The sequence below is a fragment of the Paenibacillus sp. MBLB1832 genome (assembly GCF_032271945.1).
GTDB lineage: Bacteria > Bacillota > Bacilli > Paenibacillales > NBRC-103111 > Paenibacillus_E > Paenibacillus_E roseopurpureus.
This window is the reverse complement of the sequence record NZ_CP130319.1, coordinates 5,791,904-5,808,797: the sequence shown is the minus strand read 5'-3', so window position 1 is coordinate 5,808,797 and position 16,894 is coordinate 5,791,904. Positions and strand designations below refer to the sequence as shown.

Genomic DNA, 16,894 nt, shown 5'->3' with positions numbered 1-16,894 from the left:
GAAAAGATTGTTGGCCAGAGGGGATTTTTCCGTTACGGTATGATTACTTATCGGCGTTCAATTCGCGGAAACCAAGGAATGAATCGATTGGTTTCTCGTTTATATTGTTGGTACGCCGGATTATCTGCGTAACGCCGATCCAGGAACGGCACGCCGGAAACTCTGAGGAGCAGGAAGTTAATCAGCAGGGAGCTGATTAATGCACCCCAACCGCCGGGCAAAGGGAGGACGATCAGCGCGACTCCCCACCACATGACAGCTTCGCCAAAGTAATTGGGATGACGGGTATAGCGCCATAACCCCCATGTCAGCACCTCTTCTGGATTCCGGCGTTTCTTCTTGAATTGTCGAAGCTGCCAATCTCCGATCACCTGGAACCCGAACCCGACGATCCATAACATTAAACCTAGATAAGCGGTTAGATCAAGGGCGCTGCTGTGCTCCGCATGAACACGAATGATGGGGTATGCCAGCAGCAGCATGATAAATCCTTGCATCATGAATACGCGGAAAAAGGAGATGAGCGCCGCGCGGCTCCCCCATTGCTTACGGAAGTTGGCATAGCGGTAATCTTCACCTCGGCCGAGTGAACGAATGAACAGATAGACGGCCAAGCGAACTCCCCATATGCACACCAAGCTCGTGACAAGCAATTGTCTGATGTCAAAGCCTTTTTGATATCCGAACGTCGTCAGAGCGATGATGACGAAGCCTAAGCCCCATCCAATATCCACAATCGAGTTATCTCTCTTGATTTGTGCCACTAAGAATAATAAGACCATAAAAATAAGAACGGCGGCTCCGCTAATTCCATACAATACCCACATTTACTTATTCCTCCTCGTATTTTCGCTGCTGAGCATCATGGCCACACTCACCGCTCCCTTGCCCGCATGAAGTCCGATGACGGGTGCTACGCCGGTAATGTACAGCGGATTTCGTCCCGTCATTCGTACCATTTCTTCCACGCAATGGGCGCTGTCCGCCTCAGCTCCTGCATGAAGGATCACATAGCGCTGGATCGGATTGCGACGGTGGATGCGGGAAATCATTTTCAGCATTTTGCCAAGACTGGATCGTTGATAAAGGGTTGTGCCATACAGCATCGATTGGCCTTCTTGGTTGACCGATACAATAGGCTTCATATCAAGCCATCTCGCAATTCTACCTTGAAGCGGGCTTACTCTTCCGCCTCTAATCATATGCTTCAACGTAGGGACGCTCACTAGAATTTCTGAACGAGGTATGGACGATGCCAGCAAGGCAAGTACCTCTTCAATCGGTTTACCTGCTGCAACAGCCTCTGCGGCTTGAAGAACGACCAGTCCGTAAGCACCAGACAACGTCCGCGAGTCAACGACGTGTATTCTAGCGGGATCGATGCGTTCCGCAGTTTGTCGGCAGGCATCGTAGGTACCGCTCAGCGGCTTGGAAAGATGAATGGAAACAATATGATCATAATGAGCCAAGAGCTGCTCGTAGAGCAGAGAAATCGTTTCTTGAGCAGGCTGCGACGTCGACGGTTGCTCGGTCATTCGCTCAAGCTTCTCGTAAAAAGTATCCGATTGAAGGGTTACTTTATCTAGATATGTCGATCGTCCTAACTGCAGATAAAGAGGGAGTCTATGAATTTGATAGTCGTCCAGCCATGACTCAGGAATATCGCAGGCAGAGTCAATAACAAGGGCGATAGACGCCTGTCGGTTGTAAATCATATCATGCTGCCGCTTCATGTCCTCGACCTTTTGATGAACGATCCAGCCGTGATCTTCTATCACTTCGGCGACCCGTGCGGGAACGTCGGTATGCAGATGAATTTTACCCTGATGGCCATCGCCAACAGCTACAATGGAGTTGCCCATAGGGGAGATATACTGTTTCACTTCTTCCATGCTAGTCTTGATATCGAACATAAATTCTGTACAATAGCGAAACTCAAGGGAATCGGCGAGGTTATGGGAAGGACTATCTACTGCGACGGTAGGGGAAACGAGCGGTTCTAAATTTTGGGAGACCCCCCCGGGAACCGTGAGAGTATCGTCCAATGATGCGATAAAGCCTTGTAAGAAATGGACGAAACCTCTCGCTCCCGCATCAACGACGTTATACTTTCGCAGCTCATCCAATTGGTGTTTCGTATTCTCCAGCGAAATACATGCTTCAGCGTACGAACGGTTAAACAGGTCCGCAAGCCCCTCCGAAGGAGTAAACGCTGTTCTAAGGGCGTTGACCCAATCATCCATGACCGAGAGCACGGTTCCTTCCTTCGGTTCATGCACCGAACGCCGGGACATAGCCGCGGATTGCTCGCACATTTCGATGAACTGTGTAATCTTTAGATCCGGACAATTAGCCATGTAACTGCACATGGATAGGATAAACTGGGAGAAAATCATCCCCGAATTGCCGCGAGAGCCTCTTAAGCAAGCTCGTTTCAGGCTTTCCAGCTTATCGGAAGAGTCGGTGCTAGATTCCGTTTCTCGCACGATCATCCGCATTAAGTGTGCAAGATTGCTTCCCGTATCCCCGTCAGGAACAGGGAAGACGTTGATGGCGTTCAACTCTTTTTCCCTTGCGATAATTTCATTGGCTCCGGCCAGGATCATGCGGTGTAACATACGATGATTTAGAGATTGCAAGTCCTTTCCTCCTGTTAATTCAGAATCAATCCGATTTCCTTCGCCTTGCCATCGAGCTCAGTAGCGGCTTTCCCGATGTTTTGGAATTCCCCAACGGCTTGTTGAATTCGTCCCTGGCTCTTGGAGGCCAAGATACGAGAGCGTTTCGTGCTTTCCCCAACTTCCCGAACTCGGGACTCGATGCCTTCGACATATTTGCTTGCTTCCCTAGTCGCTTGCTCGACTTGGACTGCCAGTTTGCGCACCTCGCTTGCAACTACGGCAAAACCTCGACCGTGCTCCTTCGCGTGGGCGGCTTCGATTGCTGCGTTAAGGGCAAGAAGATTCGTTTGTTCGGCTACATCTTTGATCGACCGAACGATTCCGCGAATAGAAGCGGACTGTTGTTCCAACTGAAGCAAGACAGCCATATTCTCCTCGGAGCCTGATACGACGTTGCCAACTGCTTCTTCAATCTCCTTGCTGCGGGCCATGCCTTCATGCGCCCGGTGCATCAACTCCTCGGACATCTGCAAAAGATCGCCCGTCAATCGGGCAGCCGCCTGTTCCCGTGTGTCGATATTCGTCGCGATCTTCAGCACGCCACAGAGCACGCCATCTTCACCCCGAATCGGCATATAAGTGGCTTCAAGCCAAACGAGACGACCGTCTTTTCGCACCCTTTGGATTTTGTCTTGGAACGCTTTCCCTTGCCGCAACCCTTCCCACAACTGGCGGTAGTGAGAGCTGTTTCTAAATTCGGGCGTACAGAACGAGGGATGTCGCATACCTTGCATTTCTGAAGGCTCATAGCCCATGGACAAAGCGAAATTTTCATTGGCATAAAGCACGCGGCCCTCCATGTCGAATTCAATCAAGGCGAGGGAGTTTTCAATGGACGTCATCAATGCAAGAAGTTTCTTATCGCTATGCGTTTCTACTAAAGCCATCGCTTGCCCTCTGTTCATCTGAGTTTGCTCCTCAATTATGTATAGATTTTTTAATATTAACTGGACAATATCTACACAATAACTATACAATAACTATACAAAATCAGCAAGGGGTACAAAAATGGCATAAAAAGAGAATCAATTTTCGGCTGAAACCTCCTAATTTTGTATCGATTATGTATAATTGCATAGAGGAGGAATTGAAGATATGTATAGCATGAAAAAGGCTTCCGAGATACTGGGCATCCCCGTGGTTACGATCCGTGCCTGGGAGAACCGTTACAGGGTCATTTCCCCAAGCCGGAGCGGCGGAGGACACCGCCTGTTAAGCGAAGAGGATATATCCAGGCTCCGCTTCCTTAAAAAACAAATCGAACAGAACGGTCTAAAAATTAGCGAAGCGGTGAAACTGCTGGAGCAAAGCGAGACTGTCCCTCCGCTGGAAAAGGCTGCGACCGGCCGGACAACCGACGGTTTGGTCAACAAGCTATACATGGATTTAATCCATTTCAATGCCGCTCAAGCGGATAATACGATAGATATGGCATTTGCATTGTACGACTTCGAAGAGACGTTTCAACGGATTATCGTTCCTGTTCTTTATCGGGTCGGAGCAGAGTGGGAGGCAGGCAAAATCAGCGTAGTCCAGGAGCATTTTGCTTCAGAAACGATTATGCGTAGATTATATGCCTTGTTCCGGGTCTTCCCGGTAAATCCTGGTCTACCTGTCGTCGTAGCTTTTTGCCCCGAAGGAGAACGCCACCATCTCGGACTCATGTTGTTCAGCCTCTACTTGCGTAAACGTGGAGCCGATGTCCTATATTTGGGACCCGATACTCCACTAAGAGATTTGGAAGGTATTATCGAAAGTCAGAACGTTTCTTTCGTCGCGGCTTCTGTTACGGATCGTCGTTATGTAGACAAGCTTATGGCGTGGATTGCAGAAGCCGTAAGGAATCATCCCCGATTGCAATTCCTGCTTGGGGGGGCGGCTTTCGACAGAGCGGAATGGCGTCCTGTTAAAGCTAACGTACGCTATTTATCTGTCGAAGAGTGGGAGGATTGGCACAACGGTTTGTTCATATTAAAATAGAAAGCAGCCTAAAACTGGAATCATACAGTCGAAGTCTGCTAGAGTTACATTTTTACAATAGGAAGTCGCGTTGTTCGATTAACAGTTTTTCAGCTTCATCCGCTGGCAATGGTCTACTGATGTACAGTAAAAAGCCACATAAGGATGCACAAAAGCTTCTAAAAGCAAAGGCCATCCCGCAAAGGATGGCCTTAATTCGTCGTTACAGACAGTGCGGTAGCAACTCTATCTCAACAACAATTCTTTCATTGCGCTCAACGCGTCTCGACGAATTCGAAAATAGGTGGCTCTGCTTACATGCAGTCGATCGGCCGCGTCCTCAGCTGTGAGGTGAGCGGCTTCACTCAGTTGCCGCAGGACTAGCTGCATGCGTTGATCAAGCGGATAAACAGGATCCCCCCATAGCAATTGGTCAATTGCGTGCTGTAAATCCGTACCCGTTAACCCAAGGATATGGGCAAGCTCGGTTTGTGTCAGCCGGTTAAGGTCTTTGACTAACGGAAGGGCTGAAATCATCGATTTATCAGAGATATTTGTTGGAGAAGGTTTCTTATCATCCCTTGGCTCGCATTCAAATAGTTCAAGAATCTGGGCTCCGAAATCAGATGTTTGCCAGTCCAGTTCACGGACGGATGCATATTGGAACGGATGACCGTCTGGGAGTCCTGCTAGAGGTCTCATTTTATACCCTAGTCGTACAAGAATAGCTGTAATTCCTTCATAGGTATTGATCATGACGAGACGTACACCTGCGGAGCGAACGAGAAGCGAATCCGCCAAAATGATGCCGATGAGCTGTTGAAAACGGTATTCGGGATCATTCTCTGACGCGGCGGCAAGTAGATGGTAGAAGGTATTCGCTTGTTCGATCGTTTGCGTACGCATCGTGTCGATTTCATGCGGGTAAGCTTTCTCCAGCACTTCAGGGAAGTGCTTTTCGTGAAACTTGGTCGTTTTATCGTAAAGATAGAAGCCTGCCACAAACGCCAAGGGAGTACCATCTTTGGAACGAAACACACGGATACAATCGGGGAATTGCTCAGCCAACTCTTGAAGTACGACGAGATCCGTGTTGATTGATACGGCATAAGAAGCTTGCTCTTGCAGAATTCGTTTCAAATAAGGCAAGTCTTGCTGATGAAAGGGTTCCATCTGCATCTGCTTGGGATCATGGGCGAATACGGCCACAGCATCGAGTTGAAAGGCGTCCCGACAAGTGGTGATAAGCATGGAAATATGCTTGCTCCGCTCAATATCATCGCTTGATTGGAGCTCCCGAACGAGTTCGTAAACGATATGTTTGCGCAAGCTGCGTACCCGTTCCAGATCACGGCGCATGAAGTCTTCCATGAGATAGTGACGTGCCACATCGTGCAAGGCGAATCCATAGGCGGTAGGACGCACGAAGGAGATGCGGCTTAATTGAAGCAGCCTACTAGCGTTTAATGGCGAACGTGCCAATCGACGAATCTGCTTCAGTGTTGCTTGAGGTAAAATGCAAAGCAGATCCAGCACTTCCTGTAAGTCAGGCGAAACGACTTCGCGTAAAAGCTCCGCACATATTCGCAGAGAAATTGGCCAAGCTTCCTGACCCACGAGAGTTAGCTTCTCGGAGGTGAGCGCTAAGGCGAGCGGTAAGCCCTGCGATTCGGTATGCAGCCGTTCGATATCTACGGACTTTTTAATTCCAGTGCGAAACCCGTACTGCGTCACTTCTTGTCTATTTAAAGGCGGCAGCTCTATATGAGAGACTCTGTTCCGCCAGGCCAGGTCATGCTGCCAGGACTCGGACAAGTTCTGACGAGATACGAATAGCATGAGTACTCCTGTCGAGGGCAGGCGAGGGAGAAAGACCTCGCGCAACCATCCATCGATTTTCAGAATGGCGTCATAATTATCTATGCAAAGCAGTGTTCGGCCTTTGGAAATCTCATGAATGAGATTGTGCAGCGAGGTCTCGCGCTGAGAAGGTAGCTCTTCAATAGTTTTCATATGGTCAAACAAAGCTTCCATGAAGCCTGTCGGTGTTTCCGTACACATTCGGCCATCGATCCACATTGTGCGTACATTTGCTAGCATGGCTATGTCCAGAGCTCTCATCATGAACGAAGTTTTCCCGATTCCGCCAATACCAGATACAAATAAAACTTGGGTAGGCGCATTCAAACTTCCGATCCACTGATGGATCATGTCTAACTCAGCACTCCGTCCAACGAACAGCCGATTGCGCTCGATGGCGAGCTTTTCGATAAGTTTCTCCATGATTCGACCTCCCCCAACCTATATTTCGGTGTTCATTAGATATCTCCTTTAATCGAGGGGCCTGCGCATGTTGAAACATGAGACGATAATGAGACCCTTTAGGCTCACATAATTGATATTATTGAAGTAGAATCGGTAATGAATGTGGGGGAATTACTTCGTGAAAATGACATTGTTAACAATGGGAACCTTCGGAGATGTTAGACCGTTCCTTGCACTGGCGTATGGACTAGAAGAACGTGGTCATGTGGTTACGTTGGCGGGGCCAGAAAATTTTGAACAGTATGTTAGGGAAACGTACAAGAGGCCCTACGCTTCGCTTGGGTTAAACTCACAGCAAGTGCTCCAATCCGAGGAAGGACGCCGATGGATGGCATCGGGTGATTCCAAACAATTTTTGAAGCAAATGGCCAAAATCACACACGAGAGCCGCTTCGCATTGGAACGAGATACCGAGGCCGCTTGCTTGGATTGCGATATTATCATCGCCCACCCGCTGCAGGTCTTTTATGCGTGTATGCTGTCGGAAAAGCTAAACAAGCCGCTGATTATCGCAAATCTTTTTCCAATTTCGCCTGCAACAAGCGCATTCCCTCATTTTCTCGCACGAAGCAAAAAGCTGCCTTTCGGTTTCCTGAATAAAGCAACCTATCGGCTTGTAAACAGTGTATATGAGAAGGGTCTTCGTGATGATATGAATGAATGGAGAGTCAGGTTGGGGGGACTCCGTCCTTTACGTGGCACACTTTATAATAAATTGGAGCATCAAAAAGTTCCTGTAATGCAAGCCATCAGTCCCACGCTTGTCCCAAGGCCAAGCGACTGGGCGGATACCGTTGTTGTTACGGGTCAATGGAAAATCCCCGCTCGCTATGTGCCGGAGCAAGAAAAGGCGGCATTACCCGAAGATTTGAAGGATTGGCTGGATGCTGGCCCTGCTCCCATCTATTTCGGATTTGGTAGTTTGCCTGTGTTGGAGCCGCAGAAGATTATTCAGATGGTGATGGAGATTTCACATACGCTGCAAACCCGAGCTATCCTTGCATCTGGCTGGTCGGAGATGGAAATGGGAGGTGTTCCGCTTCCTGACTCCATTCGTATGATTTCATCCGCGAACCATGAACTGTTGTTTCCGCAGTGCAGTTTAGTGGTACACCACGGAGGAGCGGGGACGACGCATACTGCCGCGGAAAGCGGTACGCCAGCAATCATCTGTTCCACTTATGCAGATCAACCTTTCTGGGGAGAGCGTGTTACCGAGTTAGGTATCGGGGATCACATTCCATTTCCAAGTCTAACGAAGGAAAAGCTCCTTCAATCCATTCGTAAGCTGCAAGCTCCGGATGTGCGCCAGAGAGCGACTGAAATCTCGAAGCGAATCAAGATGGAAACAGGGCTGACGGCGGCATTGAATTTTATTGAAAAGCAAATCCCGACTGCTCCCGTGTATAAAAATTGATGGATGAAAAATAAGGGATCCCAACATGGGTTCTCTTTTTTGCGCCTGGTAAGGTTGGTCTTAAAACAAATTTGCTGTTACACAAAGCACGGGGTATAGTAGGGAGTAGAGATCGAACAAGGAGGAATAGGAATGTCCTATGTCGTTGATTTTAAAAATGTGTCTACAGTTGGTTTAGAGTCTTCACCTGTTGCAGAAGCGCTTGCTGGTTTACGTGCGAATGAAGCTCGTTATTTCATGACGAAATACAAGCATGAATTTACGGTTGTACCGGCTAGCGAAAGTCAGGAGAACTTGGATTATGTGAACCTCATTTTGAAAGAACGCAATATTGAGTTCGCGGCTAAGCCTTTAGAAACGTCACGTTTTCAAGTGGAAAATATTCAATTTACCTATGTCTTCTATGAGGACGGGCTTTCTGTCAATGTCATGTATACGGTTGATGACGCTAAGAAGCGGGCCGTTGGATTTAAACTTTCGGAGGGGATGGAAATTCCCAAGGAGTTAGAAGAGAAGTTTAAGTTCGCTAGACAGAAGTCTAAGTTGGCTGGGACCATTCGGGGCTCGTTTTTCGTAATTAAAGGGCAGTACGAATAATAGGGTGATATGAACAGCGTAATGAAAAGCCATCCCGCAAAGGATGGTTTTTTTTATTTTATGGCTTTTTTATGTCAAGATTACTATCACAAATATGTAAAGTGTGGGTATAATAAGGTAGAAAAATATTCAAATTTATTAAAAAATGACAAACTATGCATCTAATGGTCCTTTAGTAGGATGTCTTAAGACTCAAAAATGACAATATCTACTTTATTTTAATAGGAGTAGTAGGATTTTGGAGAAAGAAATCGAATTTATTTTAACTAAGAAAACTATTTTTTAAAATCATTTACATATTTCTAGTAGGAGCAAATAATGGACAATGTCGTGATAACCGGTTATGGGATTAAGGCCCCTCATATTGATAATAAGATGCAGTTTAAAACGGTGCTAGAGCACGGCATTTGTACCCATCGTGTCGTAAAAGATCGACTGAAAGGCCGGGACGTTGTTTGCGGTGTCATCGACCACGAATTTAAAATGCTCCGCGGCAAAAATTTGAAGCGGTATCCCCGCGTCTCTCGTTTGGCGATGGCAGCGGCGGATGAAGCGATGGAGATGGCTGCATTTGAGGACAGAGGTTCCCTTCGGATTGCGGTTATATTAGGAACTTCGGCAGGGGGCATTTCCGACATTGCGGTGCATAAGAATACGGTCTATGAGAAATTTCCTATCCATAGCATAGCATTGGCAAACGCGCATAGTTTATCGTCAGCGGTGGCGCATCATTTGGAAATCGTAGGACAAGTTTATACCCTTACAACGGGTTGTACTTCGAGCTCTGATGCGATCATGATGGGCAAGATGCTATTGGATAGCGGGACAGCGGATGTGTGTGTGGTTGGTGGTTCTGATGCGGCGGTTACCGAATGGAGTCTCATGGGATTTTTGAAAATGCAAGGCATTACGACGGATGTGGACATCCATCAAACGGGCGTGCCATTCTCGAAAGGGCATCAAGGTTTTGTCATGGCAGAAGGGGCTGGCGTTCTGATACTGGAACGGGAAAAGTCGGCTAGACAGCGGGGAGCCAAGCTATTTGGTGTCATTAAGGGCGTCGCTTCTGCGAATGATGGCACATCTATTTTGGCAAGCGATGAGACGGGACAAAATATGCTGCAAGCGCTCAGCACGGCAGTTGGCGACCATACGCCAACCTATGTGAACAGCCAAGCACTCGGCTTGAAGGTGAATGACGAGGTCGACTCCATCGTGCATAAAACGTTATTTGGCTCATCCGTGCCCATTACCTCCATTAAAGGGATGACGGGGCACACGCTCGGATCGATGGGCGTCATTCAGGTTATATCTTCCCTGCTCAGCATTGAATACGGCTTTATACCCCCAACGATTAAAACGAATGGTGATGGCTTTGAGGATCTGTTAATCGTAATGGAAACGCAGTACAAGAAGATTAACAGCATAGCTGTTACAACGCATGGTTATGGCGGCAACAACACCTGTCTATTCATCACGAAGACCAGCTAAGAGGTGATTGATATTTTTCTACTATTGCTGTTTATTATTTCATTAATGCCGCTATTCGTCGGCTTAATCATCTTATTCATGTTTGAGAAAACGAAGATTGCGAGAGCGATCTTTCTGTTTTTATTTTTAGCTTCGATCTGGGAGTTGGATACGTCCTTCTTGTATGCGGAGCAGTATTTGTCTACGACTACGATTGATGCGTTATTCCGGTTGTTTCGATTTGGTCCTATCATGGTGACGCCTGCATTGTACTATATTGCATTTAGTATGGCGGATGAAGTCGAGGAACACTTGAAGCCTCGTTGGCTGCGATTGTTGTTGAATAAGGTGGCGGTATGCCTTGTGTTCTCATGGGGATTGATCGTCTACTTCGTGGGCTGGACAAAGCAGGGGATTGCTTCGCTATACCTGGTCCAAATCGGCTCATACCCCCCCTTCCTGTTTCCGGAGAGTGGACCGTGGAATTGGATTTTTTATAGTAATATCATGCTCTCTTTTATTAGTTTGGTGATTACTTACACGATTAGTCTTAAAATTACAGATCCCAACAAGCGGAATTTTCTGCTCGTTTTTAGCGTATCGATCGCCGTCGGATATATCATTGGCACGATGAATTTGTTTCAGAGCAGCCGATTATTCCCCAGTGCCTTTGCGGGTCTGATCTTTGCGTTAATGACGTTCACTGCTTTTACACGCATGCATACGAAAATTGTAAAATATATGGCCTATCATGATGCCTTAACGGGCTTGCCGAATCAGCGATTATTCAAAAGCAAGCTGGTCGACGCACTCGAAGATGCAAAGCGGAATGGAACAAATGTTGCCGTTCTGTACATGGATTTGGACCGTTTCAAATTAATCAATGACACGCTGGGACATAACGTTGGCGATATGTTGCTACAGCATGTTGCTCAAAGAATCAAAGGCAATCTCAATAAACAAGCTACGGCTTCTCGCCAAGGAGGCGATGAATTTACGATTTTATTGCCAGATCTCTCGCATGAGGAAATCGAGATGGCGCTGCAAGATTTGTTTACTATTTTTAACAAGCCGTTCACGCTGCAAGACTATCAACTCTATATCACGCCGAGCATTGGTATTTCCTTGTATCCGAACTCGGGTCCGGACCCCGACATTTTAATCAAAAATGCCGACACCGCCATGTATCGCGCCAAAGAAAAAGGGAAAAACACGTATCAATTTTTTGACGAAACGATGGAAGTGGAGATCCGCCAGAAGCTCAATATGGAGAATGCGCTGCGCAAAGCGTTGGAGAACGAGCAATTTGTGCTGCAGTATCAACCGAAGGTGGATGTGCTCACAGGTCGAATTACGGGAACAGAGGCATTGATTCGCTGGCAGCATCCTGCTTTAGGCTTCGTGCCACCATCCGAATTCATTCCTTTGGCGGAAGAAACAGGTCTCATTATTCCGATTGGCAAATGGGTGCTGTCCACAGCTTGCGCGCAATGTAAAGCATGGCAGGTCGATGAGAAGCTCGAAATGTCAGTCGCGGTTAATTTATCGATGTTGCAGTTAAGGCAGGAAAACTTTATCGAAATGGTTGAGCAGGTGCTGATGGAAACGGGACTTGATCCGCAGTATTTAGAGATCGAAATTACCGAGAGCAGCGCCATGAACAACATTGAGCTCTGTATACAGCGGTTAATTGCCCTGAAGAAGCTAGGTGTCGGCATTTCCATCGATGATTTCGGGACAGGCTACTCCTCGCTTGCTTATCTCAAGCAGCTGCCGATTGATACCCTTAAGATTGATCGCTCTTTCATCAATGATATCACCAACTCGGAAGATGATGCCGCCATTGTACAGGCGATTATCGCGATGGCTCGCATTTTGAAATTAAAGGTCATCGCAGAAGGTGTCGAAACGCAAGAGCAATTGACATTGCTAGAGCAGTATAAGTGCAACGCCGTTCAGGGCTACTATTTAAGCCGTCCGCTTGCGGCCTGGGATGTCGTGAAGAGGCATCGAGAGAGAATGGTTACCCTGTAAAATCGCTATCTTCAATTAAAGAGTAGCAGATGCAAAGCCTCCAGTCGGGGGCTTTTATTGCTTTAAATGGAGGATGATTGCCTGTTAATGTCGAATAATAACGATATGTACGTCATGACAGATTTGATGAGGTTATGAAGATGACATCTATGAGATGTAGACGGCAAGCGAAGCCTTATTACTGGGTTCTTGTTATTGCGATGCTACTTACCTCTGTGGCTTGCAACGCAGTGCCGAGCGGTGAGGCACTTCAACATCCCAAAGCAGTCCAAGGAACGCTGAATATGGAACATGTAGGTCCAGAGCAAGTCATCGCGTTGGATGGCGAGTGGGGATTTTACTGGAAGCGCTTAATTAGTCCGGGTGAGGTTGATATTGTTAAGCCAGATGACTATGTGGCGGTCCCTAAGGCCTGGAGTCAATACCAGCTGCCAAGCGGCAAGCCTAATCCAGCCGGTTATGGCACGTATGTCCTTCATGTCCATCACGCAGCGCCTAATAAGGTGTGGGCTATCGATATTCCAGCAATTTCATCGGCGTATTCGCTCTGGGTAGACGGGAAGTTGCTGCTTCAGAATGGCAAGGTCAGTGAGTCACCCGAATTAACGGGTGTGCACATTGAACAACGGCTAATCACTTTTGAATCGACAGACACCTCGATTGACATTGTCATGCAAGTTTCGAACGGTATCCATCCACGCGGCGGCATCACGAGAAGCGTGATGCTTGGTGACGCGAATAGCATCATCGGCGATCAACAAAAGCGGTTAGCGTTTGAACTTTTTTTATCGGGTGCGCTGATCATCATGGCGGTTTATCACTTAGGGCTTTACGTGATGAGGACGAAGGAGAAAGAGGCGCTTTTCTTCGGCATGTATTGCTTCGTTATTGCTTTACGAAGCTTACTTATAGGAGAAGTCTTTATTTACAAGCTGCTCCCATGGCTGGACTGGGCAGTGGCGCTAAAAAAGATTGAATTCTTGTGCTTGACCGTCGGTGTATTATCTTTCGCACAATTCCTAAAAGCGATCTATCCCCAAGAGATGTCGCGCAACATTTGCAGGTTTATTACGGCCGTTTGTCTCCTTTATAGTACGATTATTGCGTGTATGAGCCCTTTGGTGTTCACATCGCTGCTGATTTACTTTCAATTCATGATTATTGGCTTTGTCACTTACGGCTTTATCGTCTTCCTGATGGCGATGATCCACAGAAGGGAAGGAGCGAAAATCTCTGTGACAGGCGGAACGATCCTCATTGTGAGCATCATCAACGATATTTTGTACTATCGCGGCATCGTGCAGACAGGCAATTATGTGACCTTGGGTCTGTTTGCTTTCGTGGTTGCGCAATCATTCATCCTGGCGAGTAAATTTTCCAAGGCATTCACGCATAGTGAGGAGATGGCGCACGAGCTGCGTGGGCTCAACAATTCACTTGAGCGTAAGGTGCAAGAGCGGACGAATAAATTGGTGGAGATCAATGAGCTATTGCGGATCCAATCATCGCTGGATGGTCTAACGGGGATTGCCAACCGTGGCTATTTCGACCAAATGCTGCAGACGATGCTGACGGATAGTAGGAACAACAAAGGGGTATTATCCCTGCTGTTGATCGATATTGACAATTTTAAATCGTACAATGATCGGTATGGCCATTTGCAAGGCGATGCCTGTTTAAGGGAAGTTGCCCTACTGCTGCAATCGGAAGCCAAGGAATGGAGCGGGTTTGCTGCGAGATATGGCGGTGAGGAATTCGCTGTGATTGCACCGATCGATGCGGCGGCCGCTGCTCGCCTAGCGGCAACGTTAGTTCGTCGGACTTACGAGCTGCAAATTGTGCACGCGGCATCCGTGACAGCGCCGTTCGTTACGATTAGTTGTGGTGTCACTACGTATACAGCTGTTAAGCCGGAAGTATGCTCTGCAGGGTCGTTAATCGAAGCTGCGGATGAGGCGTTGTATAAGGTGAAAAGACAAGGCAGGAACGGTTATTGTGTGGCTAGTGGGCTGCCAACCGAAGAGGCTCACTAAGGAATTTGGGTCAGGAAAGCCGCTCTCCCTTTTGAGGAAAGCGGCTTTTGTTGTCTTAACTTACACCATATCATCCCGTAGTTTTCTCGCATGTGAACGGTATTCATTCGGGGTAATGCCATTTAACTTTTTAAAAATAGTAAAGAAATACTTGTCATTGGCAAATCCTGATGCAGCAACAATTTTAGAGATGGGCAGAGTGGTATCCTTTAATAGGTTCATGGCGTGTTGGAGTCTCACTTCATTAATGCAGTCCGACACTGATTTGGACGTGTGTTTTTTAAAAATTCTTCCGAGATACAGTGAAGACATGCCCAATGTTTCAGCGATACTTCCCAAGCAGAGGTTAACATCGGTAAAGTCTTTTTGGATTAGTAGGTTCACGGTGGTCATCAGCTCTTCATGTTTTCCTAATTTTTTATCGAGCGATAACGTCTGTATTTTTTCTAATAGAAGCTCGTATTCCGTATACACATCAGAAATGGTTTCAGCCGTAGTAACGTGAGTAATAAATGAATTGAGATGCACGGATAAGGAAATGCCCGCGTTTTTATTGATTTGTTCGACGGCATCACTAATATGGATAATGAGCTTGGACAAGACGGTCTGAATCGTAGTTAAGGAATATCCCCTTGTTGACTCGATAATTTCTTTAAATATCTTTTCCGAGTCCTCATATCGCCCTAACATTAAATTGTCCACCATGATTTTGCAGGATTCTACAGGAAACAGGTAGTCATGGGTAGATTTAATTTCCATTTCATCACAAAAAATGATTGTTTTTTCCTTGGAATCAAATCGATAGAAGGATCGTTCCATGGCTTGCTGGTATAATTTATTGGCTTCAAAAAATAAACTACCTGAATGACTTATCACGGTTGTTAATGTGAGATTCAAATAGTTCGCTACCGACTCCTGTATGTTTATAATAACGGATTTAAATGCTGCAGTAGAAAGGGTTTCTGTGTCGTTATCTACAAAAAGGATAAGTGCGAGTTGATTGTGATCCAGATCCACAGGCTCGTTAGGATATAAGCTTCCCATGATTTCGGACGCGATATTTAACATCGCATATTTCATCAGCTTGCGGTCTCCTGAGGTATATGTATTGCAAAACTCCTGGAAATGATCGATTTTAAATAGGACTAATACAACCTCCGTCTCAATGGAAAAGGGAATACCGAACTTTTGTAACTGGGATTCGAGTTTATTCTCAAGGAGTTCCTCACTAAGTAACAGTTTACTAAGAAGCGTATTCTTAAGCTCATGACGATCCCCTTTGCTCTGAAAAAGTTGGTTTTCCAGATCGACAAGAACGGAATCAACTGGTTTATAGACCATCCTCCCAAGAAACAGAGACAATACTACGCCTGAAAGCATGATGACTAAGGAGAAGACAACGGTCTTTACCAGTGGTTGAGTGAACTGTTTACTAAACTCTTGATATTTGGTAATTCGAATGAATTTCCACTGAACATGATTCAAAGAAACGTAGTTGATCAGAGATTTACTTCCACTAATCATTGCAGTTAAATCCCCTGAGCCTTTGTCTGATTGCATGATCTGCTGGAGGCCAGCGCTGCGCTCTATATCCTTCACTTGGCTATACGTTAAGTCACTGCTTATGACGTGACCAGCGTGATTAACAATCACAATATCCCCGAGTTTTTTGGAGTTTATAACTTGAATGACCCCTCGAAGCCATCGTTCCGATATATTGATAATAATGGCGTTGTCGACCTCGCCGGTCGCTCCCTTATCCATATAAATAAAAGTAAAAATGTCTATATAGTTTCGCTCATCTTGGGGGACGTTAGGCAGTAATATTTTCCTCGAAATGGGTATTGATTTATTTATTTTATCGGGATTTTTGAGCATTGAAACGAGTTCGGTATCGAAAAAATCCTTCTCTGGTTGGAGAGATTGAGAAGAAAGCGTAGAGTAGAACATGTTATTATTACGATTAAACACATAAATGGATTGTATAAAATCCAAACTGTTCTTAAATGTATCTAACTTTTTAATGCCTGTGACAATTTCCTTCTCATCTGGGTTGTTATTATTAAGTAAAGAAGAAACATCGGCATCTAAAAAAAGTTGGGAAAGTAAATCTCGGGCTGTATCTGTTAGTAGCTGAGCGCTATAACTAATTTGTTGCAAGCTCTCCGTACTATAATCGTTAATTTGTCTAATCGAGTTATCCCTTGCGTTATAATATTGAAGCGCAGAAACAATCATAATCGTAACACACACTATCAGGGTGACATAGCCAAGAATCTTATAGTACAGTTTTTTTTTCTTAAGCCCTTTGCGGGTAAGAACTGAGAACACTGGCAATCCCCCTGTGTAAGCGTTTTTAAAGAGAATAGGATATACCC

Annotated in this window: 10 protein-coding genes and 2 pseudogenes; 6 read left to right on the top strand and 6 right to left on the bottom strand. The window is 46.2% G+C overall.

Annotated elements, in window-relative coordinates:
* Positions 1–47: 47 nt before the first annotated feature.
* The 4 genes and pseudogenes from MJB10_RS26380 to MJB10_RS26780 form a co-directional block, all read right to left on the bottom strand.
* A complete protein-coding gene (locus tag MJB10_RS26380; RefSeq protein WP_314800198.1) occupies positions 48–827 on the bottom strand; it encodes a DUF1295 domain-containing protein in 780 nt (259 codons plus the stop codon).
* Positions 828–2,639: a DegV family protein gene (locus MJB10_RS26375; RefSeq protein WP_314800195.1), complete on the bottom strand. Its 1,812-nt coding sequence runs from the start codon at positions 2,637–2,639 to the stop codon at positions 828–830.
* A 14-nt stretch (positions 2,640–2,653) separates the two neighbouring features.
* Positions 2,654–2,989, bottom strand: a pseudogene (locus MJB10_RS26785) (methyl-accepting chemotaxis protein); the annotation flags it as partial.
* Positions 2,990–3,178: 189 nt separating this feature from the next.
* Positions 3,179–3,523, bottom strand: a pseudogene (locus tag MJB10_RS26780) (PAS domain-containing protein); the annotation flags it as partial.
* 253 nt (positions 3,524–3,776) lie between these two features.
* Between MJB10_RS26780 and MJB10_RS26365 the strand changes: the two are divergent.
* Positions 3,777–4,661, top strand: a complete 885-nt coding sequence (locus MJB10_RS26365) for a MerR family transcriptional regulator (RefSeq protein WP_314800192.1) — start codon at positions 3,777–3,779, stop codon at positions 4,659–4,661.
* 225 nt (positions 4,662–4,886) lie between these two features.
* Here the strand turns inward: MJB10_RS26365 and MJB10_RS26360 are convergent, their stop codons facing one another.
* On the bottom strand, positions 4,887–6,923 hold the full coding sequence (locus MJB10_RS26360; protein ID WP_314800190.1) for a hypothetical protein: 2,037 nt from the start codon (positions 6,921–6,923) through the stop codon (positions 4,887–4,889).
* 166 nt (positions 6,924–7,089) lie between these two features.
* Between MJB10_RS26360 and MJB10_RS26355 the strand changes: the two genes are divergently transcribed.
* The 5 genes from MJB10_RS26355 (at position 7,090) to MJB10_RS26335 (ending at position 14,516) form a co-directional block, all read left to right on the top strand.
* Positions 7,090–8,382 (top strand): glycosyltransferase, encoded by a 1,293-nt coding sequence (locus tag MJB10_RS26355; RefSeq protein ID WP_314805869.1) that lies wholly within the window; start codon positions 7,090–7,092, stop codon positions 8,380–8,382.
* A gap of 132 nt (positions 8,383–8,514) precedes the next feature.
* The gene (locus MJB10_RS26350; protein ID WP_314800188.1) at positions 8,515–8,979 is read left to right on the top strand and encodes a phage tail protein; all 465 of its coding nucleotides are present in this window, start codon (positions 8,515–8,517) and stop codon (positions 8,977–8,979) included.
* 318 nt (positions 8,980–9,297) lie between these two features.
* The gene (locus MJB10_RS26345) at positions 9,298–10,470 is read left to right on the top strand and encodes a beta-ketoacyl synthase N-terminal-like domain-containing protein (RefSeq protein WP_314800186.1); all 1,173 of its coding nucleotides are present in this window, start codon (positions 9,298–9,300) and stop codon (positions 10,468–10,470) included.
* 78 nt (positions 10,471–10,548) lie between these two features.
* On the top strand, positions 10,549–12,483 hold the full coding sequence (locus MJB10_RS26340; RefSeq protein WP_314800185.1) for an EAL domain-containing protein: 1,935 nt from the start codon (positions 10,549–10,551) through the stop codon (positions 12,481–12,483).
* Between the two features lie 140 nt (positions 12,484–12,623).
* Positions 12,624–14,516 carry a sensor domain-containing diguanylate cyclase gene (locus MJB10_RS26335; RefSeq protein ID WP_314800184.1) on the top strand — a complete coding sequence of 631 codons (1,893 nt, stop codon included), beginning with the start codon at positions 12,624–12,626 and terminating at the stop codon, positions 14,514–14,516.
* A gap of 60 nt (positions 14,517–14,576) precedes the next feature.
* Here MJB10_RS26335 and MJB10_RS26330 read toward each other — a convergent pair whose 3' ends face one another.
* Positions 14,577–16,847 (bottom strand): AraC family transcriptional regulator, encoded by a 2,271-nt coding sequence (locus MJB10_RS26330; protein ID WP_314800182.1) that lies wholly within the window; start codon positions 16,845–16,847, stop codon positions 14,577–14,579.
* Positions 16,848–16,894: the final 47 nt, after the last annotated feature.